Source organism: Bacillus mobilis (assembly GCF_001884045.1).
Taxonomy (GTDB): domain Bacteria; phylum Bacillota; class Bacilli; order Bacillales; family Bacillaceae_G; genus Bacillus_A; species Bacillus_A mobilis.
Genome location: NZ_MACF01000025.1, coordinates 121,270 through 148,097, shown reverse-complemented (window position 1 = coordinate 148,097; position 26,828 = coordinate 121,270). Strand labels below are relative to the sequence as shown.

The 26,828-nt window shown below is 36.4% G+C and carries 24 protein-coding genes, 2 tRNA genes and 1 pseudogene; 2 read left to right on the top strand and 25 right to left on the bottom strand.

The window, feature by feature from the left end:
* Window positions 1-36: 36 nt before the first annotated feature.
* The 8 genes and pseudogenes from ysxC to BAQ44_RS31715 all read right to left on the bottom strand — a co-directional run.
* Entirely contained in the window at window positions 37-633 is a 597-nt protein-coding gene (gene ysxC / locus BAQ44_RS02670; protein WP_000869114.1) for a ribosome biogenesis GTP-binding protein YsxC, read from the bottom strand.
* Window positions 630-2,960, bottom strand: a complete 2,331-nt coding sequence (lon, locus tag BAQ44_RS02665; RefSeq protein ID WP_061677126.1) for an endopeptidase La — start codon at window positions 2,958-2,960, stop codon at window positions 630-632. The genes ysxC and lon overlap by 4 nt, the downstream gene beginning before the upstream one ends.
* Window positions 2,961-3,144: 184 nt before the next feature.
* Window positions 3,145-4,815 (bottom strand): ATP-dependent protease LonB, encoded by a 1,671-nt coding sequence (gene lonB, locus BAQ44_RS02660; RefSeq protein ID WP_071720686.1) that lies wholly within the window; start codon window positions 4,813-4,815, stop codon window positions 3,145-3,147.
* A gap of 106 nt (window positions 4,816-4,921) precedes the next feature.
* Window positions 4,922-6,181: an ATP-dependent protease ATP-binding subunit ClpX gene (clpX, locus tag BAQ44_RS02655; RefSeq protein WP_063261287.1), complete on the bottom strand. Its 1,260-nt coding sequence runs from the start codon at window positions 6,179-6,181 to the stop codon at window positions 4,922-4,924.
* Between the two features lie 264 nt (window positions 6,182-6,445).
* Window positions 6,446-7,723, bottom strand: coding sequence for a trigger factor (gene tig, locus BAQ44_RS02650; RefSeq protein ID WP_063261288.1), 1,278 nt, complete (start codon window positions 7,721-7,723; stop codon window positions 6,446-6,448).
* A gap of 309 nt (window positions 7,724-8,032) precedes the next feature.
* The gene (locus tag BAQ44_RS02645) at window positions 8,033-9,031 is read right to left on the bottom strand and encodes a hypothetical protein (protein ID WP_061677122.1); all 999 of its coding nucleotides are present in this window, start codon (window positions 9,029-9,031) and stop codon (window positions 8,033-8,035) included.
* 197 nt (window positions 9,032-9,228) lie between these two features.
* Window positions 9,229-9,477 (bottom strand): hypothetical protein, encoded by a 249-nt coding sequence (locus BAQ44_RS02640; RefSeq protein ID WP_071720601.1) that lies wholly within the window; start codon window positions 9,475-9,477, stop codon window positions 9,229-9,231.
* Between the two features lie 287 nt (window positions 9,478-9,764).
* Window positions 9,765-9,864, bottom strand: a pseudogene (locus tag BAQ44_RS31715) (group I intron-associated PD-(D/E)XK endonuclease); the annotation flags it as partial.
* 116 nt (window positions 9,865-9,980) lie between these two features.
* Between BAQ44_RS31715 and BAQ44_RS02635 the strand changes: the two are divergent.
* A complete protein-coding gene (locus tag BAQ44_RS02635; protein WP_000473869.1) occupies window positions 9,981-10,595 on the top strand; it encodes a PH domain-containing protein in 615 nt (204 codons plus the stop codon).
* An 83-nt stretch (window positions 10,596-10,678) separates the two neighbouring features.
* On the opposite strand, the gene BAQ44_RS02630 is transcribed toward BAQ44_RS02635, so the two are convergent.
* The 9 genes from BAQ44_RS02630 to BAQ44_RS02590 form a co-directional block, all read right to left on the bottom strand.
* Entirely contained in the window at window positions 10,679-10,879 is a 201-nt protein-coding gene (locus BAQ44_RS02630; RefSeq protein ID WP_071720599.1) for a cytoplasmic protein, read from the bottom strand.
* A gap of 411 nt (window positions 10,880-11,290) precedes the next feature.
* Window positions 11,291-11,364: transfer RNA gene (locus tag BAQ44_RS02625), tRNA-Arg, on the bottom strand.
* A 1-nt stretch (window position 11,365) separates the two neighbouring features.
* Window positions 11,366-11,439 (bottom strand) — tRNA-Gly (locus BAQ44_RS02620).
* Between the two features lie 109 nt (window positions 11,440-11,548).
* Window positions 11,549-12,052, bottom strand: coding sequence for a metallophosphoesterase (locus tag BAQ44_RS02615; RefSeq protein WP_061677117.1), 504 nt, complete (start codon window positions 12,050-12,052; stop codon window positions 11,549-11,551).
* A gap of 13 nt (window positions 12,053-12,065) precedes the next feature.
* Window positions 12,066-12,674, bottom strand: a complete 609-nt coding sequence (locus BAQ44_RS02610; RefSeq protein WP_071720597.1) for an XTP/dITP diphosphatase — start codon at window positions 12,672-12,674, stop codon at window positions 12,066-12,068.
* A gap of 11 nt (window positions 12,675-12,685) precedes the next feature.
* Window positions 12,686-13,423 carry a ribonuclease PH gene (gene rph, locus BAQ44_RS02605; RefSeq protein WP_001261774.1) on the bottom strand — a complete coding sequence of 246 codons (738 nt, stop codon included), beginning with the start codon at window positions 13,421-13,423 and terminating at the stop codon, window positions 12,686-12,688.
* 128 nt (window positions 13,424-13,551) lie between these two features.
* On the bottom strand, window positions 13,552-14,601 hold the full coding sequence (gerM, locus tag BAQ44_RS02600; protein ID WP_001126753.1) for a spore germination protein GerM: 1,050 nt from the start codon (window positions 14,599-14,601) through the stop codon (window positions 13,552-13,554).
* Between the two features lie 130 nt (window positions 14,602-14,731).
* On the bottom strand, window positions 14,732-15,541 hold the full coding sequence (gene racE, locus BAQ44_RS02595) for a glutamate racemase (protein ID WP_071720595.1): 810 nt from the start codon (window positions 15,539-15,541) through the stop codon (window positions 14,732-14,734).
* A gap of 211 nt (window positions 15,542-15,752) precedes the next feature.
* Window positions 15,753-17,078 (bottom strand): MFS transporter, encoded by a 1,326-nt coding sequence (locus BAQ44_RS02590; protein ID WP_071720593.1) that lies wholly within the window; start codon window positions 17,076-17,078, stop codon window positions 15,753-15,755.
* Window positions 17,079-17,451: 373 nt separating this feature from the next.
* Here BAQ44_RS02590 and BAQ44_RS02585 point away from each other — a divergent pair, with 373 nt between their 5' ends.
* On the top strand, window positions 17,452-18,135 hold the full coding sequence (locus tag BAQ44_RS02585; protein ID WP_071720590.1) for a type 1 glutamine amidotransferase domain-containing protein: 684 nt from the start codon (window positions 17,452-17,454) through the stop codon (window positions 18,133-18,135).
* Between the two features lie 50 nt (window positions 18,136-18,185).
* Here the strand turns inward: BAQ44_RS02585 and BAQ44_RS02580 are convergent, their stop codons facing one another.
* The 8 genes from BAQ44_RS02580 to BAQ44_RS02545 form a co-directional block, all read right to left on the bottom strand.
* A complete protein-coding gene (locus tag BAQ44_RS02580; protein WP_063261294.1) occupies window positions 18,186-18,824 on the bottom strand; it encodes a TetR/AcrR family transcriptional regulator in 639 nt (212 codons plus the stop codon).
* Between the two features lie 156 nt (window positions 18,825-18,980).
* Window positions 18,981-19,643, bottom strand: a complete 663-nt coding sequence (locus BAQ44_RS02575; protein ID WP_071720588.1) for a type 1 glutamine amidotransferase domain-containing protein — start codon at window positions 19,641-19,643, stop codon at window positions 18,981-18,983.
* Between the two features lie 107 nt (window positions 19,644-19,750).
* Complete coding sequence (gerE, locus tag BAQ44_RS02570; protein ID WP_000659484.1) at window positions 19,751-19,975, bottom strand: spore germination transcription factor GerE; 225 nt, start codon at window positions 19,973-19,975, stop codon at window positions 19,751-19,753.
* A 165-nt stretch (window positions 19,976-20,140) separates the two neighbouring features.
* On the bottom strand, window positions 20,141-21,436 hold the full coding sequence (locus tag BAQ44_RS02565) for a purine/pyrimidine permease (RefSeq protein WP_071720586.1): 1,296 nt from the start codon (window positions 21,434-21,436) through the stop codon (window positions 20,141-20,143).
* A 38-nt stretch (window positions 21,437-21,474) separates the two neighbouring features.
* Complete coding sequence (locus tag BAQ44_RS02560) at window positions 21,475-22,374, bottom strand: DMT family transporter (RefSeq protein WP_071720584.1); 900 nt, start codon at window positions 22,372-22,374, stop codon at window positions 21,475-21,477.
* Between the two features lie 92 nt (window positions 22,375-22,466).
* Complete coding sequence (locus BAQ44_RS02555; RefSeq protein WP_071720581.1) at window positions 22,467-23,711, bottom strand: amidohydrolase family protein; 1,245 nt, start codon at window positions 23,709-23,711, stop codon at window positions 22,467-22,469.
* 13 nt (window positions 23,712-23,724) lie between these two features.
* Window positions 23,725-24,975, bottom strand: coding sequence for an amidohydrolase family protein (locus BAQ44_RS02550; RefSeq protein WP_071720580.1), 1,251 nt, complete (start codon window positions 24,973-24,975; stop codon window positions 23,725-23,727).
* Window positions 24,976-25,047: 72 nt separating this feature from the next.
* Window positions 25,048-26,613, bottom strand: coding sequence for a glutathione ABC transporter substrate-binding protein (locus BAQ44_RS02545; protein ID WP_071720577.1), 1,566 nt, complete (start codon window positions 26,611-26,613; stop codon window positions 25,048-25,050).
* Window positions 26,614-26,828: the final 215 nt, after the last annotated feature.

Genomic DNA, 26,828 nt, shown 5'->3' with positions numbered 1-26,828 from the left:
AAAAATGTAGTAAATAAAAAAAACGCGCGACATTCGTCACGCGTTTTTTGTTTTTGTCATTTTATGAATTGCCTTCCACGCTTCTTCTTTTCCAAGTCCTGTTTCAGAAGAGAATAGAACAATTTCATCGCCAATTTCAACAGCAAGCGTTTCTTTTACAACTTTTAAATGCTTTTGCCATTTCCCTTTCGGAATTTTATCGGCTTTCGTCGCAATAATAATTGTTGGGATTTCATAATGCTTTAAGAAATCATACATCATCACGTCATCGTTTGTTGGTTGGTGACGTAAATCAACTACTAATACAGCTGCGTCTAATTGCTCACGCGTTGTAAAGTATGTTTCAATCATCTTGCCCCATGCTGCGCGCTCTGATTTAGATACTTTCGCATATCCATAACCTGGAACGTCAACAAAATGCATCATCTCATTGATTAAGAAAAAGTTCAGCGTTTGCGTTTTCCCTGGTTTAGAAGAAATACGTACTAACTTTTTACGATTTAAAATTTTATTAATAAAGGAAGACTTCCCGACATTTGAACGACCTGCTAATGCAATTTCTGGTAAATCACTGTCTGGATATTGTTCTGGTTTAACAGCACTAATTACAATATCTGCTTTTGTTACTTTCATTGTTTCACTCCTACTAATGCGTGCTCCAATACTTCATCTAAATGAGATGCAAGCACAAACGTAAGGTTTTCTTTTACGCTTTCTGGAATATCATCTAAATCTTTCTCGTTTTCTGCTGGCAAAATAATTTTTGTTAAGCCTGCGCGGTGAGCACTTAATGTTTTTTCTTTTAAACCACCAATTGGTAATACACGACCACGAAGTGTAATTTCACCTGTCATCCCCACTTCTTTACTTACAGGAATACCTGTTAGTGCAGAAATAAGTGCCGTTGCCATCGTAATACCTGCCGACGGTCCATCTTTTGGAACTGCTCCTTCTGGAACATGAATATGAATATCATTTTTCTCATGGAAATTCGGATCGATCTGAAGCTCTTCTGCACGAGAACGAATATAGCTAAACGCTGCTTGTGCGGATTCTTTCATAACATCCCCAAGTTTCCCTGTTAAAATTAATTTCCCTTTACCTGGTGCTACAGACACTTCAATCGCTAGTGTATCGCCGCCTGCTGCTGTATACGCTAACCCTGTCGCCATACCAACTTGGTCTGTTTTTTCAGCTTGCCCATAACGGAATATGTGCTTACCAAGTAAATCAACAATGTTTTTCTCTGTTACTACAATACGCTTGCGTTCTGCTGTAACGATAATTTTTGCTGCTTTACGACAAACTTTTGCAATTTGGCGCTCTAGTGTACGAACACCAGCCTCACGTGTATAATAACGAATAATTTCAAGAAGCGCTTCATCACGTACTTGTAAATTACCTTTTCGTAAGCCATGCTCTTTTAATTGTTTCGGCAATAAATGTTCACGGGCAATGTGAACTTTTTCAAGTTCAGTATAACCGGCAATCGAAATAATTTCCATACGGTCAAGCAATGGACCTGGAATACTTGAAAGTGTATTCGCAGTTGCTACAAACATAACTTTCGATAAATCATATGGTTCTTCAATGTAATGATCACTGAAGTTATGATTTTGTTCTGGGTCTAACACTTCAAGTAATGCTGCTGATGGATCTCCACGGAAATCGTTAGACATTTTATCAATCTCATCTAATAAAAAGACTGGATTAACTGTTTTCGCCTTTTTCATACCTTGAATAATGCGTCCTGGCATCGCTCCAACATACGTACGACGGTGACCACGGATTTCAGATTCATCACGTACACCACCAAGGGATACACGGACAAAATTACGATTTAATGATGTTGCAATTGAACGCGCTAATGAAGTTTTCCCGACTCCAGGAGGTCCTACTAAGCAAAGGATAGGTCCTTTTAATGAATTCGTTAACTTCTGTACAGCTAAATATTCAAGTACGCGCTCTTTCACTTTCTCAAGACCGTAATGATCTTTGTTCAAAATCTCTTCAGAATGAGCAAGATCAATCATATCTTCTGTTGCTTCTGTCCACGGCAGAGCTAATAACCAGTCCATATAATTACGAATAACACCGCTCTCAGCAGAACTTGCTGGTAATTTTTCATAACGGTCTAATTCTTTCAGTGCAGCCTTCATTGTTTCTTCCGGCATTCCCGACTGTTCAATCTTCTCACGAAGTTCTTCAACTTCCCCGCCCTTACCTTCTTTATCGCCAAGTTCAGTTTGAATCGCCTTCATTTGCTCACGTAAGAAATATTCTTTTTGCGTGCGCTCCATTGAACGTTTCACTTTTTGTCCAATTTTCTTTTCTAAACTAAGTAACTCTTGTTCATCTTGAATAATTGAAATAAGTGTATGTAATCGTTCCTTCACAGATACAATCTCTAAGATTTCTTGTTTCTGCTTCGTTTTAATTGGCAAGTGAGAAGCAATTAAATCAGCTAATCTTCCTGGCTCTTCTACATCAGCTACCGTTGCAAATGTTTCATTTGAAACTTTTTTCGAAACTTTAATATATTGTTCGAAATGCTCCAGTAATGTGCGCATAAGAGCTTTCTCTTCTAGATCATCTTCCACTTCTTCCGTTACCGTTTTAATGGAAACTTGCACTATATTTTCTTCTTCGATAAACTCTACTACTTCAGCTCTATGTAAACCTTCTACAAGGACACGAAGCGTACCGTTCGGCAATTTTAACATTTGCTTCACTTTCGCCACTGTACCTACACTATATATGTCATCTTCTTTCGGATCATCGATATTCATTTCTTTTTGCATCGCTAAAAAGATGATATTTTCATCCATTGCCGCCTGCTCTAGTGCTTGTATCGATTTATCACGTCCTACATCAAGATGCAGAACCATCGTTGGATATACGAGAACGCCTCTTAATGGTAGGAGGGGTACGATTCTTTCATTCGTATTCATACTAGACATAGCACCTCCATAATAAATTAAACTCCTGTTCAACTATTTTATATTACAATACATCTAGATGCAATTGCAGAGATTTTCCGCAATTGTAAATCCCTCGTTTTTTCTCCCTTATAAAAAGGAAAAAAGACTCCGCTTAAGCATACAAACTTAAACGAAGTCTGGCAAATTTTATTATCGTTCATTCTCACATGGATTGTGCATCTGTTTCATCTACAGTAGTATGTATATCAATGTCTCGATGCATATTTTCCTGCATAAATGTCAACTCAAATACTTCTTTTAACTTACGAACAGGAATGATTTCAATTCCTTTTATTGTGTACAAAAACGGTTGCATGTTTTCAGCAGGAATAATAACTTTCTTCGCACCTGCTTTTTTCGCAGCTTTTATTTTTGCGTACACACCACCAATAGGTTTCACTTCACCGTGTATACTTATTTCACCAGTCATCGCTACTTCATTATTCACATACGTACGATGCACCGCTGAATATACACCCGTTGCCATAGCAATACCTGCAGAAGGCCCATCAATTGGGATACCACCTGGAAAATTAATATGTATATCGTATCCTTCTGGCAACACATCTAGAGAACGAAGTACCGTTAATACATTATCTACAGAACCTTTCGCCATACTTTTACGGCGAATGGATTTCGTTTGACTACCAATACTTTCCTCTTCAACAATTCCGGTAACATTTACCGATCCTTTATCTTTCGCCTTGATTGCTGTTACTTCAATTTCTAATAACGCGCCTGTATTTGGTCCGTATACAGCAAGTCCATTTACAAGGCCGATTCTTGGAATAGGATAAATACGTTTTTCATATTTTGGTGTAAGTTGGCTAGAGTGAACAACCCACTCTATATCTTCATCTTTAATGAAAGAACGTTCTTCATTTATTGCCATTCCAGCAGAAATTTGTACAAGATTAATCGCTTCTCGTCCATTTCTTGCATACATCCCAATCATTTCAATACCGTTCTCACCTATTTGCATTTCCACTTTATCAGCTGCATTCTTTGCTACTTTTTGAATCTCTTCTGTATCTAACTCACGGAAAAACACTTCTAAGCAGCGTGACCGAATAGCAGGAGGAATCTCCTCCGGCGAACGTGTCGTCGCCCCAACTAAGCGAAAATCGGCTGGTAAACCTTTTTGAAAAATGTCATGTATATATGTTGGAATCATCGTATTCTCTTCACTATAGTATGCACTTTCCAAAAACACTTTCCGGTCTTCTAGCACCTTTAACATTTTGTTCATTTGAATCGGGTGTAGTTCACCAATCTCATCAATAAACAAAATACCACCATGCGCATCTGTTACCGCACCTTTTTTCGGTTGCGGAATACCCGCTTGCCCCATTGCACCAGCACCTTGATAAATCGGATCATGTACCGAACCGATTAAAGGGTCTGCAATACCACGTTCATCAAACCTAGCTGTCGTCGCATCCAGTTCAATAAATGTTGCATTCGTGCGAAATGGAGATTTTGGATTTCGTTTTGCTTCCTCTAAAACAAGACGTGCTGCCGCTGTCTTTCCAACACCTGGCGGACCATATATGATCACATGTTGCGGGTTCGGGCCACAAAGAGCCGCTTTTAACGACTTAATCCCGTCCTCTTGCCCTACAATATCTAAAAAGGATGTAGGACGCACCTTTTCCGCAAGCGGCTCTGTTAAAGAAATCTCGCGCATTTTACGAAGCTGTTCTAATTCTTTTTTCGATTCTCGATCAATTGAAACTTTTTGTGTTCGCTGATTTCGAAGTAAATGCCAAAAGTACAATCCGACAATTACACCAAAAACAAGTTGAACAAGTAAAAATATATTTGTCCAGCTCATCATTTATTTCCTCCCGCAATGTTTTATCTCTTAGTATTTCCGCGGAGGAACATAGCTAAACATAAAGAAAAACAGCAATTATAAAAATTGCTGTTTCTCCTTCGCACTATGCAGATGTTTTTGTATCAAGTACAGTACCGTCTTGTAACACCAATTTTGGTGGTGCATTATCAGCTACTGTTTCTTTCGTAAGAATACACTTCTCAATATCTTTGCGAGATGGAAGTTCGAACATTACATCCAGCATTAAGCCTTCAATAATAGAACGAAGTCCACGAGCACCTGTTTTACGTTCAATTGCTTTTTTCGCAATTTCAATTAGTGCGCCTTCTTCAAACTCTAACTCAACATCGTCAAGCTCCAATAGTTTTTGGAATTGCTTAACAAGTGCATTTTTCGGTTTCGTTAAAATATCAACAAGAGCATCTTCATCAAGCGGCTCTAGGTTCGCAATAACTGGAAGACGACCGATAAACTCTGGAATTAAACCAAATCTTAAAAGGTCTTCTGGTAATACGTGAGATAAAACATGCTTCTCATTTACATCAGCATTTTTCTTCTCAGCACCAAATCCAATTACTTTTTCACCAAGACGACGTTTAATAATTGGCTCGATGCCATCAAACGCTCCACCACAGATGAATAAGATATTCGTTGTATCAATTTGAATAAACTCTTGGTGCGGATGCTTACGACCACCTTGAGGTGGAACACTTGCTACAGTACCTTCTAAAATTTTCAGAAGCGCCTGCTGCACACCTTCACCAGATACATCACGTGTAATTGATGGATTTTCGGACTTACGTGCCACTTTATCAATCTCATCAATATAAATGATTCCTTTTTCCGCTTTTTCTACATCATAATCAGCTGCTTGGATTAATTTTAGTAAGATGTTTTCTACATCTTCCCCAACATATCCAGCTTCTGTTAAAGATGTTGCGTCCGCGATCGCAAATGGAACATTTAAAATACGCGCTAATGTTTGTGCCAATAATGTTTTACCACTACCAGTTGGCCCAATAAGTGAAATATTACTCTTCGCTAATTCTACATCATCAATTTTGCTGTTAGAATTAATGCGTTTGTAATGGTTATATACCGCTACCGCTAGTGCTTTTTTCGCGTTATCTTGTCCGATGACATACTCATCTAAGATTTCACGAATTTCTACCGGTTTCGGTACATCTTTGAATTCTACTTCTTCGTCCTTCGCAAGCTCCTCTTGTACAATTTCAGTACAAAGTTCGATACACTCGTCACAAATGTAAACACCTGGACCTGCAACTAACTTTCGAACTTGCGTTTGTGTTTTACCACAGAAAGAACATTTTAATTGACCTTTTTCATCATTAAATTTAAACATATTTTCACACCCCTTACAAAGTGCTAACCTCTTGCCTTCGTATGTACACGATAAATGTATCGTATGTAAATACATATTATGTCACTACGTGGCGAGAAATACAAATAATATGACTAGTTATGTACAAATAAAAAAATTTTAAAACTTTTGAAATATGTATATTCGACTTGTAAAGGAAGTTTTCCTTCTTCATCGAAAAGTTTTATAAATATATTTCTATATTTATAAAACAAGGCACGATTAAAATCGTGCCTTGTTATTTTATTATGCAGCGTTTTCTACTAAGAAATCTACAGCTTTACGCACTTTAAGATCTTCAGCTAAAGCGTCTACACTTCCAAGAGCTTGCTTGATAGCGTCTACTGGCATACCGTACATTTCAGCCATTTTTTCAACTTCTGCAGTTACTTCTTCTTCAGTAACTTCGATGTTTTCAGCTTCAATGATAGCTTCAAGAACAAGGTTGATTCTTACGCGTTTTTGAGCGTCTTCTTTCATTTGCTCTTTTAACTTGTCAGCGTCAGTACCTGTGAATTGGTAGTAAAGCTCAAGGTTCATACCTTGTTGGCTTAAACGTTGCTCGAATTCACGAACCATACGATCTAACTCAGTGTCGATCATAGCTTCTGGAATTTCGATTTCAGCGTTAGCAGCAGCTAATTCTACTACTTCGTCACGTACTTTGTGCTCAGCTTCGTGCTTTTTGCCTTCTTCTAAGTTTGTACGAAGTTTTGTTTTTAATTCATCAAGAGTTGCAACTTCTTCGTCAGCTTCTTTAGCGAACTCGTCGTTTAACTCAGGAAGTTCTTTTGTTTTGATTTCGTGAATTGTTACTTTGAATGTAGCTGGTTTACCAGCTAATTCAGCAGCGTGGTACTCTTCTGGGAATGATACTTCAACTTCTTTAGAATCACCAGATTTAAGACCAATTACTTGCTCTTCGAAACCTGGGATGAATGTACCAGAACCGATTGCAAGAGAGTAGTTTTCGCCTTTTCCGCCTTCAAATGCTTCGCCATCAACGAAACCTTCGAAGTCGATTACAGCTGTATCACCGTTTTCAACAGTTCCTTCTTCTTTAACAACTAGTTCAGCTTGACGCTCTTGTAAAGATTTTAATTCGTTCTCTACATCTTCGTCAGTTACAGTTGTTTCAACTTTTTCTACTGCTAAACCTTTGTACTCACCTAATTTAACTTCAGGTTTCACTGTAACTTTTGCAGTGAAGATAAGGTTAGCATTTTTTTCGAACTTCTCGATGTTGATTTCAGGATGATCAACTGGGAAGATACCAGCTTCATCAATCGCTTCACCGTATGCTTTTGGTAAGATGATATCTATAGCATCTTGATATAAAGATTCGATACCAAAGCGTTGTTCGAATAACGGACGAGGCATTTTTCCTTTACGGAAACCTGGTACGTTGATTGTTTGTACTACTTTTTTGAATGCAGCGTCGATAGAGTTGTTTACTTCTTTAGCATCAACTTCGATTGTTAAAACGCCTACGTTACCTTCTAATTTTTCCCATTTTGTAGCCATTTATTCTTTCCCTCCAACTATAATAATGTATGCACATACCTCTATAGATTAAAATCTTCATTATCTCTTTTTTGAAATAACAAAAGTACAAATAATCCTCTAGCAAAAGCTTTCAGATATAATGTTCCAATCTACTAATTGTCTAAAAGACAACTACGGTATATTTTGTTCGAGAATAATATGAAACATATTAAGTAAGAGAATTACACTTCTCTTCTCTTACAAACAGGCAGATTTCTGCCTTTTGCAACCCTTACATTATAACATAGAATATGCTCGTTTCAAGAACCGAACGATTCTTTTTCATAATTATACGGGCAAATATCCTTCTCTTTCAACACGTAATAACCATTGATAGGCAATATGAAACTCTTCTAATTCAATATTATACGCTGTCATAAGCTCTTCTTCATTAATAGTCAATCCGAAACGCTTTCTTCCAATTCTCTCTAAAACAGCAGCCCAAATCTCTACTTTATCCATTAATAGAGCGAATGGGAAAATGCTAATTCGCAATTCTTTCCAATATGTAACCATCGCTTCAAATATATCGGGATAATTTTGCTCTAATCGGCTTGATAATGTATGTATAATGTTATCGGATTGCTCCTCATTATGACCTGTAAATGCTGGAATCACCTTCATCGTATTTCCAAACTTTTCTACCTCTATTTCTTCTTCTATTTGATTTTCTATCATTTTATACAAAATAGAAGTTTTCAAATAAGGGTGTTGTTTTTCGTCTATTAAAAATTTCTTTAAAATAGGTAATGCAAGATCCAAGTCTTTTAACGAAAGTTGCTGAATTGCTCTTAGCTTTTGTCCAAAGTTTTCTCCAAACATTTCATTAGTAAACTCATCTAATTCAAAATTCGAATCGACTAGTGACGTATCTACTTCATTTAACATACCTTCTGCAAATAAAGCGAGCTGTGCTAATTTTTCCTTTTGCTCAGGCATTATATCTTTCGTTTGCAAAACTTTTTCGACGGTTTCAATAACACCTTCATAATCATTTGTTTGAACTAAAATCGTCACATACGTTTCAAGAATATCACCAAATAATACAGCTCCCGTTTCAAGTAACTGTTCACATTTGTCTTTCGCTTCTTCCATATGCTTTAATTCTAACAAACAAATAACAGAAGCAAGTTCCGTTTGTTCCGTTTCTGCATTATACTGACGTAATATTTCAAAGCAGCGCAATGCATCTTCGAATTTCCGCTCTTTCAGTGCTAAAAAACCTTCATCAATATATCGCTCTGATAGCTGCGGAAACAATACGACCGTATTTTCTTTTTTATCCATACGTCCGCCTCTTTTTCTAGATTTTAATTATCTTTAAAGTAAATATATCAAATGAGTAATGAGAACACAACATCCCAAAACCCTTTGTTTGAAATATGAAAATATTTAATTTTCATATTTCGATATAAACAAATCCTTACTAAAAATTAAAAATGTGCAAACAAAAATCCTCAGCAATTCAGGCAGAGGATTCATCATTAATGGAAAGCTTTTATAATAGTGGGGTATATAACAAGGGTAATAATTTGGAGAACAATAATTGCCATAACAATCATGCTAAAATAGAAGATTGGTTTACTTCGCTTCATTAAAAACATAATAATAAGCATCGTACACGCAAACAAACTTAAGAAGAACAAACTCGTTGTCGAACTAAGTATACCACTCGGGACAAAGAACAATAACACTACACTACTAGTACCTATAATTCCAAATAACCATTCCATTCATTCACTCATTCCCTTTCCCTCTCATGGCAGTTTTTTGACTAAGCGATTAAATGTTTTACAACATCAACTACATACGTTAATTTCTCATACGCTACAAATCCAAAAGCAACTGTTAAACCCGTTACGATTAATCCCTTCATCATTTCTTCCTCCTCGTTTTATCGTTGTTACCTTTATTATAGAGGATTAGCAATTTGTTACCATCGAACTTCCTTACAGTTACCTTACAGAATTGTAAGATTTCAAAAGGGAGAGAAAAACACCCCCTATTACTTCAGATGGCATCACGGAATTTCTCTGTAATCACTTGTTTTTCTCGTAGTTATTTTTCAGAGAATCCGCCCTTAAACTAATAGATTTACTAAATAACTTAGGATTGAAATAATTATTCGTTACTTTCCTTCACTTACCTTCAAATGTTTTCATTTATAAGAAAACACTGTATTAAAATCGTGTTAATATATTTTTATACAATTAAGAATTTAAAAGGGGGATTATATATGTTTAAAAAAATGGCTGCGGATGTATTAGGACTAAGCGATGTAGGATCTGTCATCACACCGAAAGATTACGATAAAGTTGATGCTGATGATTATGTGATGCATGAAGACGGGGAGAAAATTTATTTTCTAATTAAATCAAAATCAGATGAATATTGTTTCACAAATAAAGGATTAATCCACCTAGATGGCACAAGTGCGACAAGTAAAAAACGTACACTACGCCGCTTTAGCTATAGTAAATATCAAATTAAAAACGTAGCACTTGAAACTGCTGGAACAATTGATTTAGATGTTGAAATTAAGTTCCAAATGGGCGATGAGCATTATTCAATTGATGTTCATAAAAAACATATTGAAGAATTAAAAGATTTATATAAAGCTTTACTTAAAATTGAAGAAATCTCATACGACAACGATATTACATTGCAGTATGCACACAAAAGTCTAGATATGGCATCTAACGCTTTCAGCCGTATTTCAAACGCACAAGTAAATTTAGCTGAACAATTTAAAGAAATGAACGAGATCGCCTTTAACTGGCTCGTTGATACGAAGAAACAATATAATGTGAAAGATTATGGTTTTGTGTTTGAGAAGTTTATTAATAACTAAACAAAAACCCTTGTTATCAAAAGATAACAAGGGTTTCTTGGCGCCCCAGGAGAGATTCGAACTCCTGAGCACCCATTTCCGTACTATTTTATATATTTTGATCGCAGTCTTAATATATCTTCGCCTTCGTGAATGCCTGCCGATCCCTTCCTCACATTTTTTACGACAGTCCAATCCGGGTTAGTTTCATCACCGATGTTCTGTACTGTAAAGTTGCCATCACCATATTTTCGGTGACCTTCTGCCAATTTCTCCGTTAAATCATTCTCATTTGATCTCGCCATCTTTGCGTCATCTCCCTTTTTTTATACAACCTTCTTAAACTGTCCAACCCATCACACGTCCAGTCAATTGGAGATTCTCGCTTTCCGCTTCTATTAATTGTAACACACTGTCGGGAATAAGTTTCGATCACAGCTGCTCAATCGTACTAGAATTGTAAAAAGTTTTATAACATTCTAAGTGATTAATTAGGGGAATCTGGATATGAATTCGAGTTCCATCATAAACCTATTGATTCTTTAAATTAAATATGAGGAACAGGGTCCATAAACGGCGCTCTTTTTAATGCACTTTAATCCGTTGTATATAATAATTATCATATGTTACGTTATATTTTTTACACTTCTTGCACATACATCAATTTTTAGACAAACAAAAAACCTTGTTATCAAAAGATAACAAGGTTTTTTTAGCGTCCCAGGAGAGATTCGAACTCCCGACCGTACGCTTAGAAGGCGTATGCTCTATCCGGCTGAGCTACTGGGACATGGAGCGGGTGAAGAGAATCGAACTCTCGACCAGAGCTTGGAAGGCTCTTGTTTTACCACTAAACTACACCCGCATATGTTATTTTATTTTTCTTCGTTAGCGCCGTTGCCCTATCGACAATATTTATTATATGTATAACCATACATAAAGTCAACACCTTTTTTAAAAGAGGATAATTTTTCTTATCCTCTTTTAAAAACTGCTTGTTCAACTAGTTGTCCGTCTAATGTTTCAAAACGAACTTCCATTTGATTTTCATCCATTTCTAATAAAGCAAATGTCTTTTCTACACGCTGACGTGGTAATAAAACACTGCCTGGATTAATAAATAAAACGCCGTCAATTAATTCTGCACCTAATACGTGAGAGTGTCCGAAGCATGCAACTTGCGCCCCTACCTCTTCTGCGTGGTACGCTAATGTTTGTAATGTCATTTTCACGTTATGACGATGTCCGTGCACAACTACGAAACGAATGCCATCTACATCAGTTACAATTTCATCTTGAAAGTTAGCATAATCACAGTTCCCTTTTACAACATGGAAACCTTGCAGCTCTTCATGAGCAGGCGTTAGCTCTGAATCACCGCAATGAATCATGATATCTACTTTCCCTTCATATTTCTCTTTTAACTGCTGTAATTCCTTCACAGAGCTATGACTATCGCTTACGATTAAAGCTTTCATCAATCTCTCTCCCTTATTCTCCTAAAAACCATTCAGGGATTTTTTCTTCTAGCTTACGGAGAGCACGTCCGCGGTGACTAATGGCATTTTTCTCATCTGAGCTTAGTTCCGCCATCGCTTTTTTATATTCTTCTACATAAAAAATCGGATCATATCCAAAGCCTTTGTCTCCGCGGCGCTGTTCTAAAATATACCCTTCACACGTCCCGTTTACAATGACAGGCTTTTTATCACCTTCAGGGAAAGCCACTGCTAATGCGCAGTAGAAGCGAGCTTTACGCTTATCAAGCGCTATCTCATTTAATTCTTGTAACACTTTATCAATATTCGCTTGATCATCCTTCGGCTCTCCAGCAAAACGAGCTGAATACACACCTGGCTTTCCATTTAAGGCATCTACAATAAGACCTGAATCATCCGCAATTACAATCGCATTCAGCTGTTTGCTCAGACTATCCGCTTTTAAGATTGCATTTTCTTCAAATGTTTCACCAGTTTCTTCGACTTCTTCAATATGAGGAAAATCGTGTAATGATTTTACTTCTAAATCAAATCGCTCAAATAACTCAGCAAATTCACGTACTTTCCCCATATTTTTTGTCGCTACAACAACTTGTTTCATACTTTCCACCTCTACTCTATATGAGATACGATGTCGCCTAACGCTTCTTTTTGCATGTCAATCAGTTGGAAAATACCTTGTTCCGCAGCATCAAGTAATTCATTTAACTGTGCTCTGCTAAACGTCGCTTCTTCTCCAGTTCCTTGTACTTCAACAAACTGGCCTTTTCCAGTCATAATTACGTTCATATCAACGTCTGCTTTAGAATCTTCTACGTAGTTTAAATCTAAAACAACACCTTGTTCTTCAACAATCCCTACTGACGTTGCTGCTAAATAATCTTTTACTGGAATTTTAGATACTTTTTCTGCTTGTAATAACTTCTCAAACGCTAATACCATTGCTACATATGCACCTGTAATAGAAGCAGTTCTCGTTCCGCCATCCGCTTGAATAACATCACAATCAATCCAAACTGTTCTTTCACCAAGTGCTTCTAGGTCAACTACCGCACGTAAAGCTCGTCCAATTAAGCGCTGGATTTCCATTGTACGTCCTGTTACTTTCCCTTTACTTGACTCCCTAATTGTACGTTGTTCTGTTGCACGTGGAATCATCGCATATTCAGCTGTTACCCAGCCCTTTCCTTCTCCACGCATAAACGGAGGGACACGCTCTTCAATTGTCGCTGAGCAAATTACCTTTGTATCCCCAACCTCAATTAATACTGATCCCTCTGGATTTTTTAAATAATTCGTATGAATATGTATATGGCGTAATTCTGTTTTCTCTCTACCATCTACTCGCATAAAAATAACCTCCTCATAACTACTTGTTAGTATAGCCAAATTTAAATGTATGATATGTATACAATAAAAGAAGGGGAACTCAAAAAGCAATTCCCCTTTCTTACTTAAGTATATCAAATTATTGACGATTAAAAACTACCTGTATTCACGTTTTCTGGACGATCTACAGGTTTTATTAACTTTCCGCCCTTTTCATCTATAAGATTTGCTTTACCATTTACTTCAATAGAAACACTTTTCACGCCTTTCTTTTCTGTTAAAGATAAAACTAACGACTTCAATACGTAATTTGAAACCATATTTTTATCTGGGTTTATAAATATATTTTCGTTAAAGTTTAATGTAAGATTTCCATCTTGTAATTTCGGGTTCGTAATAAGCTTAACTCCTGGATTAAAATCATTTAAAAGTGACTGATGAATCGGTCCTTTTACAAGCTCATCTATAATTGCTGCGTAATCATTTTCTTTTCCTTCTACAACGCGGCGTGTTACGGGTACGTAGTATTGCTGTTTATTATTATTTTGTGCCATAAAATAAAGTGTAACTGGTTTTGTATTTGTTACATCCGCTACTTGCTCGTCATCGAAGTTGATACCGTTAGCACGGCTCACCCCTTCACCAAGCGGGGTACCACCAACAGGCATCTTCGCCAATTTCTCACCATTTATTTGGAACTGCACTTGTTTTACTTCTTTAAATTGCGTCAACGTCCACGCTATTGACTCAACAATTTGACGTTCTTCTTCTTTTGCATAGTTTTTCATTTCATTAGAGAAATCAATGACTGCCGTCCCATCTTTTTTCAAATCTAAGGTCATCGATGTATTTGCTGGAATAACTGCACGGAACCCATTCGGTAATAAATTCGTTACCGGTCCATCTTTCACAAGGTACTCTAACGTTTGCTGAATAACCTCATTTGCTTTCGGAGTAGGTACAGCTAACGTTTGCGGTACAACATAACCATTTTTATCAACAAGGTATAATTCTCTATTCACCATTTGTCCTTGCTTATCTTTCTTAGCTACTTCTTTCTTTCCACCCTCTGTATACGTAACTTGTTTTGGCGGATCAATTTGTTCCGTTGCTTTCTCCTGATTTATAAAGCCACACCCTGTTAGTAAAACAGCGCTCACAGTAGCACCAACAACCCATTTAAAAGTGGATTTAGGCATGCCATTCCCCCCTAAAATCTAAGTTTGTACTATTATGTATACGAGCTGTTTCATGTTTTAGAACAAGCTGTGCTTCTTCTAAACAAAAAACTCCTGATTTCTCAGGAGTTCACTTATATGAATTCTACTATTATTCTTTTTCTAAATAAATATGTTTCACATTTTCAATCGGTTGACCGAACCATTTTGATGCAATTTCTTTAAATAGGTCTATTTTTCCTGTTGTTAAGAAGAGATGATCACTTTGTTCTTCTCCCTCATTCAACATTTTACTATGGTATAAAATTGTACTTACTTCGCGCGCTGTTTCATCACCTGAACTAATGAGTTGTACTTTATCTCCCATTACTTTTTTAATAACAGGACCTAAAATCGGATAATGTGTACAACCTAAAATAAGTGTATCAATATCAGTATTTTTCAGCGGTTGCAACGTTTCTCTTACAACTTCATATGCCATTTCACTTTCAAAATTGCCACTCTCTACAAGCTCAACGAAAGGCGGACATGCTAAACTTTCTACCATAACGCGGTTATTAATAGACTTTAACGCTTCTTCGTATGCACCACTTTTCACCGTTCCAATCGTTCCAATAATCCCAACATGATACGTGTTTGTCACTTTTAAAGCTGTACGTGATCCTGGGTGAATAACTCCTACCACTGGAATTGGTAATTGTTTCTGCATCTCTTCTAATACAACCGCAGTTGCTGTATTACACGCAATAACTAACATTTTGATATTCAAATCTAGTAAATGCTCCGTCATTTCCCACGTAAATTGACGCACTTCTTCTCGAGAACGTGGACCATAAGGGCAACGTGCTGTATCCCCTAAATATATAATGCGCTCTTTCGGCAACTGACGAATTAATTCCTTCGCTACTGTTAAACCGCCAACTCCTGAATCGATAACACCGATTGCTCTATTCAACTTCATCACCCGTTTTCTCATTCATCATCTTATTTTATCATTATATTTTACACACTTTAAGTTCGCTCACTTAAAGTGCTTCTGTATGAAAATTTTCATTTGTACCTGTATAGACTAGGACCTTTTTTATTTTGCTCCTTTTTTTCATAATTTGCAAGACAGAAAAATAACCGACCTTCTATACGAAAGTCGGTTTCTTCTATAATAAAGTACGTATTTATTGCTCCATCTTTTTTTGAAAAGAAGACATTCCTATTAATAAGAAGAAATGAGCAGAAATTAACATGACAATTAAAATAAAATTCAAACGATAACTATTTGTAGATTCCATAATTTTGCTCGCTACAGCTGGTCCAAATGCCATACCGAAAAAGTTAATTAAATTGTATAAACCAAGACCGACTCCAACTTTAGCTGGATGTAATGTTTTCGGTATAAATGTGTTTACTGATACTTGAATAGCTGAATAACTCATAAACGTTAAAATAATCGCCAATACAATAACAGCAATGTTCCCGTTTGGAATAAGCCCTAAAATTAAAAAGCCAACGATCATAATGGCAGACGCTACATAAATCATATTCACATTTCCAAACGAAGGGACGATCTTTCCAGTAAGAAAACTAGATACAATACCAAAGAGTGATGCAACAAACAGTGCGATTCCGATAACGAATGGAGATAATCCGTGCTCTCTTCCTAACAATAATGGTAATAATAATAAACTAGCACATAGCGCCACATTCATTATAAATCCGACCGCTATTAAACGAAGAAATGGTTTATTTGTAAACAACTCAATATCAATAAATGGATGTTCCGCGTTCTTCATACGAACCGTGAATAAAAATAAGAAAGCAGCCGATAACACAAATAGCCAACTATTAATATTTACCCCTAATAAAACAGTCGTAATGAATGCAAATAATAACGCCGCTCCGGTGTAATCAAAATGAAACTCTCCATCCGTATGCTGCGCTTCTTCCGGCATAAATTTTAAAAGCAAGAAAATCCCCACTACTGAAATAACCATAAATAAAAATAAATATGGCCACCCCAATGTGTTCGTAATAGCCCCGCCAACTAAAGGACCAATACCTATTGCTAATGCAATAGAAGAACTAATCATCGCTAACGCACCAGGCTTCTTAGCAGGAACAACTAATTTCGCCACTGCAATCATACTAAGTGCAATAAACGCCGCTCCTCCACTCGCCTGCACTAACCTTGCAAGAATGGTAATCGTATAAGATTGATTCACAAATCCAATAATAGAACCCGCTACAAATATGATAATTGAAATAATTAATAGTTTTTTCACGCTATAACGATCAGCCAGCTTCCCATATATCATCGAGCCGATACCGACAACTAAGGAATACCCTACTACAACCCAACTTACCTTCGATTGGCTAATGGATAAATCACGAGCCATATCCTCTAACGCTACATTAAATAAAACTGCATTCATCGGTCCTAATAAAACGATAAAACATAATGTGAAAACAAACCATTTTGAATGGTTACTTATATCTTTCCCCATGTGTAACACCTCTCCTGATTGTAGTAACTGTAAATAAAAATGAAAAATAAAGTTGTTTAGCTCCTCTATTACCACTAAACAACTTCATCAAATGTATATATTCATCGCGCGACAAGCTGAATTTGAAACGAAACATGTACGTTGTTCGATATTCATGGAACTATCATAATTTCAGCATTACAGTTTGTCAACGAAAAAATATACAAAGTAAACTAATTAAGTGTTTTTAGTTTACTTTGTATGAAAATTGTTATACACTAATTTCGAATCCGATATAAGGAGGACTGACATGTTTATGCAAGTTTGCAATTTCTAACTCAATAAAACCAAATAAAAAACTTTTATATAGAAGAAACATTACAGGAGGATTATGATGAAGAAAAAAATGTTAGTCGTATTAACGAGCGTAGAAAAATATCCAAATTTAAATCGAGCTACTGGTCTTTGGCTTGGTGAAGCTGTCCATTTCGTTAAAAAGGTAGAAGACGCTGGTTACGAAGTAGATTATGTCAGCCCACAAGGTGGCTATACACCGATTGATCCGCATAGCTTAGCAATGGCGGAGAGCATCGATTGGGAATGGTATCAAAAGAAAGAATTTATGAATCGTCTCGGTTCTACAATGAAGCCGAGTGAAGTAAATCCAGAAGACTACGCTGTTATTTATTACGCAGGCGGTCACGGTGTAATTTGGGACTTCCCAGAAAATAAAGAACTTCAAATGATTAGCCGCAACATTTATGAAAATGGCGGAATTGTTTCCTCTGTTTGTCACGGAGCTGCTGGTTTATTTCATATCACATTAAGTAATGGAGAACGTTTAATTAGCGGCAAAAAAGTAACAGGATTCTCAAATGAAGAGGAAAAATTAGCTGAATTAGATCAATTCGTTCCATTTTTAACAGAGGATGAACTCATTAAAAATGGAGGGCTTTACGAAAAAGCTACGCAGCCTTGGGAAGCTTACGCTGTAGAAGATAATCGTGTTATCACTGGTCAAAACCCAGCTTCAGGTGGCCCAGTAGCTGAATTAGTATTACAACACGCAAACAAATAACAGGTAATAAAAAAAGCAGGTTTTCCATTACTATAGGAAAACCTGCTTTTTTACGAAATCATTTGCAAAATAGCAATAACTTCTTTTTCAACTTCAGAATCATCAATTGCTTCTATATACTCTGGTTTAAACAGTTGATACTTCTTTAGTTGATAAAAATCAAGTATCGCTTTTTTTAACGTAATATCGTACTGAATACAAAAAGAATGATCTATAATACGTCTTAACATCACGTCATCTTGCACCATAAATAATTGTGCGTTCATTTTATTAAAGTAGCCTTGTTCCATACCAGCTTCAAAAAACATTTGCAAATTATGATTACGATTTTGTTGTGCAGCGACTAACTGATCAGATAAGTGCGGATATGCCTCTTTCAAATCTTGTAAAAAGACATCAGAAATATATGTCACACATTTTAAAGAGTGGATAAACGTCTTTTGGAAACGTTCTGCAAAAGACATACTTTCATCTTGATTATCCGCATCTCCTTCAAGAAGATAGTTCATAAAATCTTCTACCACAGCTTCAATAATCTCATCTTTTGAAGAAAAACGTTTATATAAAGTAGCTTTACTAATATCCATATATTTCGCAATTTCATCTATTTTCAATTGGCTAAAACTCGTTCTTCTAATAACGGGCTTTATTTTATTAATATAAGTGTTTGCACACGCAACTTTTCTCATTAAAAGAGCCTCCCCTTTTGTCCATACAAAATAGTATAGCAAATTCATGATTAATTATAAATGAAGTCACTATACGCAATACATCTTTTTAGTTTAAGGAGTCATTTATACTATAGAAAAAATGCCCGCTACCTTTATGAGTAACGAGCACTTTTTCTATACTTTATTTACAGCTCTTCTTATAGCTTTCCCTATTTCCATACTAGACTGCGGATTTTGCCCTGTAATTAAACGCCCATCTACTACGACATGTGGCGTGAATTTTGGAGCAACATAAAACAAAGCCCCTTCTTCTTTCAATTTACTTTCTAATAAAAACGGCACTCGCTTTTCTAAATGTACAGCTTTTTCCTCATCATTCGTATAACCTGTTATACGCTTACCAGCAACAAAAAACGATCCGTCCTTATTTTTCACACCGACTAAAGAACTTACTCCGTGACAAACAGCCGCTACAATCCTGTTATTGTTGTACATATTCTCAATTAAATTTGCAACATACGGATTACCTGGAAAATCTACAATTGCCCCGTGCCCACCACCAAATAAAACTGCATCATAATCCGAAAAATGAACCTTTGAGATCGGCTTCGTATTTTGCAATAAAGAAACAACATGCTTAAACTCACGAGGTATCCCGTTCGGAATAGAAACTCTATCAATAGGTACTCTACCACCCTTTATCGACACAATATCAACATCGAACTTAGCCTTTTTAAATACATGATAAGGCGCTGCGAGCTCTTCCAGCCACAAACCAGTCGGGTGTCCATTCATATCATGAGCGCTTGTTGAAACTAACAATATCCTTTTCAACATATCCCCTCCTTACTACCTATTTATGTATGAACCATTCTTATCATTCATATAGAACATGAAACAGGCAGAAAAATAGCCGACTCTTCATTTAAAAGTCGGCTTTCTTTTTATAGTTCGAGCTCTCCCATGCGAAGAAGCTCAACAACTGCTTGTGAACGTCCTTTAACTCCTAGCTTTTGCATTGCGTTTGAGATGTGGTTGCGTACTGTTTTTTCACTTATAAAAAGTTCACCTGCAATTTCCTTCGTTGTTTTATCTTGAACCAGTAATTCAAATACTTCTCTCTCTCTCTTTGTGAGTAACGGTTTAGATTGATACGCTTTTTCCTTCAACTGGTATAACCCTCCTTGCTTAAGCCAGAGCCGTGTATGTGTAAGTTGGGTGTTTATTTAGTCAAGATATTGTATGAACGAAATGTGCAGGTGGTGAATGAAAATGGGCTTTATTTCACATGTTATTTTAGACTTTTATACAGTGCAGACACTCTTTGTATCCACTCACTTTTCTGTACGCCATATTTGTTCTAGTAATATGCTGACAACAGTACCTACGAATAAACCATTTCCGAATATATATTGCATAACAGACGGCAATGATTGAAGTGCTCCAGACGGTAAAAACATAACACCGCTTCCAAATAATACAGCAACTCCTAAAATCGTTACATTCCTTTCGCTCATTGGTACTTGTTTTATATTATGAAAACCAATTCCAATTAGTTGTACGAACGAAGCCATTAAAACTGCAGATGCGACAGCGGATGGCAACGATGCTAAGTAACGAATAATACTCGGAAACAGCGACATTACGACTAGTAACATACATGCTAGTAAAAACGATTGTATATATTTTTGTTTCGTTAAACGTATAAATCCTGCCGTTGCTGGCAATGGCACGACACCTACAGTTGAAAATACAGAAGAAATGATATGAGAAATCCCTCCAACCCACGTACCATCCTTCAACTGTTTCTGTTCAATAATCCCTTTTTGAATGGTAGCTTGATTAATCGCTATAATAGCTGCGACTGTATTAGAAACTAAAATACACACCATAACGAAACTTGATACAGCCATACCTGTATTCCACTTCGGAAGTCCCCAAGCAAACATTTGTGGAAGTTGCACAAAATGAGTTACTTGAGATGGAATCGTCACTTTTCCTGCAATTAGAAAAAGAATCCACCCACTAATTAATCCTATTAAAACCGCATAACTTTTGACAAAACCTTTTCCGAAGTTAGATAGTATAATAACGAAAAGAAATATGCTAAATGCAATTATCGCTGTAAATCCATCGATTTGAGAAACAGTAGCAGTAATTCCTAGCATCCCTTTTAGGAATACACCACTTAATTGTAAACATAATAAAAGTAAAAACGTCCCTGTCACAAGCGGCGTAAATAAAAATAAAATACGTCCTATAAAACCAGTTACTCCTAATCCTATTAAAATAACACCGGAAATTATCATTCCTAATTCTAAAATTTGCAACGTACTATGTAATTGATCTTGTCCGGCCGTTGCGTAAGCAAGTACGGTAAATACTCCAACCCAAGATCCAGCTGGTCCATCCGCAATTGGTAGTCTATGTCCAAGCCACCCTTGTAAAAAAGAAGAAATACCAACTACAAAGAATGTACGCTGCATTAAATAAAATATTTCTTCCGTCGTAAGATGAAATAATCCGCCAACGACAATTGGTAATGCGATTGAATTCGCTAATAAAAATATAAACCATTGCAAAGTTCCCATAATATGATTTTGATTATGTTGATTGTCCAAATCTTTCATCCTTCCATACATTTAACACAGAAATACACACTATACTATTACGTAGCTTTTCGAAACAACACTTTTTGTCCCTTCGATTTCTTCCCGTATCCAAATGTTGCAATATAAACTCCACAAACGATAAAAACAGCTCCAATTATTTGAATGGCTGTTACACTTTTCTGCAATATAATATACCCTACCACCATCGTAACGAATGGTTCTAAATTTAAAAACATGGCTGCTGTTGATGCTTGCGCTTTTCTTAACTGATTATTCCAAACTAATGTGCAAATCCCATGCATAAGTATTGCTGTCACAATGAGAAGCGACCAACTCTCTATAGAGTATTTCAATGTTATGTGAGAAAAGGTAAGAGCAAGAAAGGGTAACATGATTAAAAAACCAAAAGTTGAAGAAAAGAATGTAATCAAAAACATATCATCTCTGTTCCCCAATTTCCGAATTAAAACGATAGATAAAGAAAAAGATAGCATCGTTATAAAAATCCATATTAGCCCTTCTGAAAAGACGAACCTCTGCCCAACACCAATTACAAAAAACACTCCAAAAGTAGCAATTCCTCCTCCTATTACTAACTTAGCTGTTAACGGTTCGTTTAAAATAAATACCGCTAGAATAGAAGTCATGACAGGAGTAAGCGCTAATATTAGCGCAGCTGTTGTTGGATCTGCTGTTTGTAATCCTTCATAAAAAGACCATTGATTAATCGCGACACCTATGATCCCAATTAATAATACACTTTTCATTTCATTCTTTTCTATATATAAGTCTTTCTTACACATAATAGCGTACGCTAGAAAAAACAAATTAATAAATAGTAAACGAAGTGTCGTTAACAACACCGGATGAAATGTATTTACTAAAATCGCACCAAATATAAAGTTGCTCCCCCAAACTACTACACATATAAACAGTAATATATATGTACGTTTCACCTATTCCCCTCCTTTTCTCGTAAAAAAGAAGGATTCCTATTCTTTCATTAGGAACCCTTAAAAAATATATATAAATTAGGGAGATACGTAAATTAAATCAATACTCCTTGGACATGTTGCAAGGAACCTGCTACTATTTTTCCGTCTTTCATTACAGCTGATCGCTTTACTCGTCTAGCAATCCCTTCTGCTGAACAAGTAGCTTGTAAGAAGACGAAATCAGCTTTATCTCCTACTTTAGGCCAAACTTGATTCCCTTCTTGATCCAACGGTGTTTTTCCACCTGTAATATATGCCAAAGAAGAAGACAAAGACTTCTCATCAATCCAGCGATACTTTTCTGCTAAACGCCCTACTCTTTCAAAAATATCAGCATTTCCAAATGGCCCCCATGAATCAAACATACTATCGCAACCTAAAGAAACGGAAACACCTTTTTCTGTAAGCAATGGTACCGGCGGCATATTTCTGTTAATTGGTACTGTCGTAATAATAGACATTCCTCTCTCAGCTAATAAGTCTGCCATATCTGCTCCTTCTTCTTTAGATACATCGCCAAGACTAAACGCATGACTGACCGCAACACGCCCGTCCCAATTAGCCTCCTCTGTAAATTGAGCTAATTTTTTAATTGTATAAATACCTAAATGTCCTGCATCATGTAAATGCAAATCAACATCTGCATTTGCCTCTACAGCAATTTCCATCATATCAAAAAGTGATTTTTCAATATTATTATCTACAGTAGCTGGATCTACACCACCTACTAAAGTTGCACCCATTTTCATCGCTTCTCTCATAAGAGCATGCGCTTCTGTACGAAGTAAACCATGCTGCGGGAATGCTACAATTTCATATGTAAACGCACCTTTCATATTCTCTAAAGTTTGATGGACAGATTCTAAGTTTTTAAGACCGATATACGGATCAATATTTACATGCGTTCGAATATGAGTCGAACCAGCATTTAAAATATTTCTTAGTAATAACTCTGCTCTCTCTCCAGTTGTTTGAGCTAAAATTGGTAACTCCTGCTGTTCTAACTCTAATCTCTCAATAATATTTTTTACTGGTGTACATGCTTCCCATGGGCCACCAAGTTTTGTTTTATCAAGGTGAAAATGATTTTCCACAAATGATGGAAGAACAAGCAATTCTTTCGCATCTTTCGTTTCATATTCTGTTTGAAGCGGCACATCCGCAAGTACAATCTTTTCAATCTTCCCATCCTGTATGAGTAAATGATGCAAAGCTGTTTCTGTACCTGTAACTACTTCATTATTAAACTTGTAACCTGTTTCTAATCGTACATTCGTTAACCAATACACATTTTGCATTTCAATCATCCTCTCAAACAAGATTATTTATAGCCGTTTTTTGCAAACTACCAGCAACAACATTTCCTTTATATAAAACAGCACAACGCTCTGTTTGTCTTGCTACTACCTCGGCTGAACATGACGCTTCTGTAAAGACGATATTTGCTTCATCCCCAATTTTTGGCCACTGACGATTTCCTTGATCATCTAATATAGATTTCCCGCCCGTAATAAACTGAAGTGCTTTCCCTAAAGAGCGCTCGTCAATCCATCTAAATCTCTCCGCTAAACAATTTGCCTTTTGCAACATATCTCCCGTTCCAAATGGAGACCAATGATCAGTTATACTATCGTTTCCTAGTGAAACTTTTACACCTTTACGATTTAATAACGGAACTGGAATTACATGTCTACTAATTGGAACTGTTGACGTTATATCAATGCCTAGTGCCGCAAGTCGTTCAGCCATTTCCTCCGCTTCTTCAACAGACACATCTCCAAGTCCAAGAGCATGACTAATCGTAACTCTTCCTTGCCACCCTGCTTCTTCTGTTAATGCAGCTAATCTCTTCATTGTAAATGTTCCGAGTTGGTCCGCGTCATGTAAATGAATATCAATGTCTGAATCAAACTCTACTGCAATATCCATAATTGTATTTAATGATTTTTCAATATTACCGTCTACTGTAGCTGGGTCTACTCCACCTACTAAATGAGCCCCCATACGCATAGCGTCTTTTACAAGCCCTACGGAATTACTTCGTAACAAACCGTGTTGCGGGAATGCTACGATTTTTGCTGATAACTTATCTTTATATGTTTCCAGTGCTGCAATCGTTGCTTCTAAATTTCCAAGACCAATTACAGGATCAATATTGCAGTGTGTTCGAATATTTGTCGCTCCGTTTTCAAGAAGTAATTGCAACATTTTCTCCGCTCTACTCTTTGCAGTTTCTAATTGCTTCGGAAGAATAGTTTGCTCCTCATGAATACGAGTGAATATACTCTTTACTGGTGTACATGCTTTCCATGGTCCACCATAATACGTTTTATCAATATGAATATGCATTTCTTCAAATGCTGGTAATGCCAGTAAACCATTTGCATTTACTACTTCACCATCTTGCTCTGATACAATTCCAGGTAATATCTTCGTAATCTTTCCATCTTCAATAAGCAAACTACAAATTTCCGTTTCTGTACTTGTAATTCGCGATTCCTCATATACGTACCCACATTCAAGTTTCACATTCGTTAACCAATATTGTGATTTTACACTCACTTTTTCAATCTCCCTTCGCAATATGATTTTTCTACTTCACAACCGAAACAAAAACAGATAAAATTTTCTATCTTACTGTAGCTCTACACCTTCCAGTCGTAAATACCCAGATGGATCAATCCAAAATCCTTTTATATTTTTCGTAGTTGCGGCAATATGATTAATCCCTCGAATTGGTACGAGTAAAGCATCTTTTAATTCAATCTCTTGTAACTGTTTGTACAATTCTTTTCTCTTCGCCTCATCTTTTTCTTTTCTAGCATCTTCTATTAATTTATCTACTTCCGGATTACTATAGAAAAATTGGTTACCAGTTGCTCCGTGTGAGCTAGAATGGAATAAATTATATTGATTATAGTCACCATCACCTGTTGCGTTTCCCCATCCTCCAACAAACATCGCATGTTCTGATTTATTCGTTGCAGCTAAAAACGCACCATATTCCATAACTTTAATTTCTACATCAACGCCAATCCCTTTTAATTGAGATTGAATTACTTCCACTAATGCCATTCTAACCTTGCTGTCATTCGTCCAAATTGTTGTTTTAAACCCATTTGGATAACCAGCCTCTGCTAATAATTTTTTCGCGGTATTAATGTCATACTTATATCCTTTTACGTCTTTCGTATAACCGAATACTTTAGGAGTCATTACGGAGTTTATTTCAGTCCCAACATTGTTATATACCCCTTTTAAAATCCCTTTCGTTTCAATCGCATGTGCAATCGCTTGACGAACGAGCGGATTGTCAAATGGCTTTTTCTGTACATTAAAGCCAATATATTCTACACCTAAACCTTCATTTTCAATTAACTCCATGGATGGTGAATTTTTCACACGCTCTACCTCAGTTACAGGTAAGTTCTCTGCAATGTGAGCTTCACCAGTTTCAATCATTCCAATACGTGTTGCATCTTCCGGTACTACTTTGAATACAACTTCATCAACCTTTGATTTTTCACCCCAATAATTTTTATTCTTTTCAAGTCGAATTTCTTCACCTGGTTTCCATGACTTAAAAGTATATGGACCTGTCCCAACTGGATGCTGAGCTAAACCTTTTCCTTTTTCATCAATTGCTTTCGGACTTAAAATACTCCCTTCATTACTTGCGAAAATAGATAAAAGAGGTGAGTATGGGTATTTCAATACGAACTGTACTGTGTATTCATCAATTACTTTTATTTCTTGAATCATGGAATAAACAGTTGCTCGATTTGAACCTACTTTCGGGTCTAATACACGTTCAAAGTTTTTCTTTACTGCCTCAGCATTAAACGGTGCACCATCTTGGAATGTCACTCCTTGTTGTAACTTAAACTCCCAGTTCACATCATCAATTTGTTTCCATTCCTTTGCTAACATAGGTTTAAAATCCATATTTTTATCTCGCTGTACAAGGTTTTCATACACTTTATGGTATACAACACTCGCTGAAGGAATGTTTGTAATAAAATGTGGATCTAAGTTATCAGCATCTGACAGTCTAGCAATGGTTAAAACACCGCCTTCTTTCGCCCCTTTGCTCCCCGATCCTTCTTTGCTTGTCTTCGTATTAGATGAACACCCCGCTAGAAAAACTGAAAGACATAAAATTGTGATAAAGCAAATGACAAGTCCTCTTTTGAACCTCATCGCCCTTCCCCCTCCACTTTCTTTTATCTCTACATCATAAAGTGAAACCTTAAACCTATCGTTCTATTTCACCTACTTTCTAATAGCGAATAATTTCACTACCTTCTCTTCTGCAAATTTGTTTATGTATTTGTAATTATAAATAACTTTGCAGAAAAAGTTTTTAAACATCTTTACTTCTATTTGCACTTTCTTTACTATTTGAATTTTCTGAA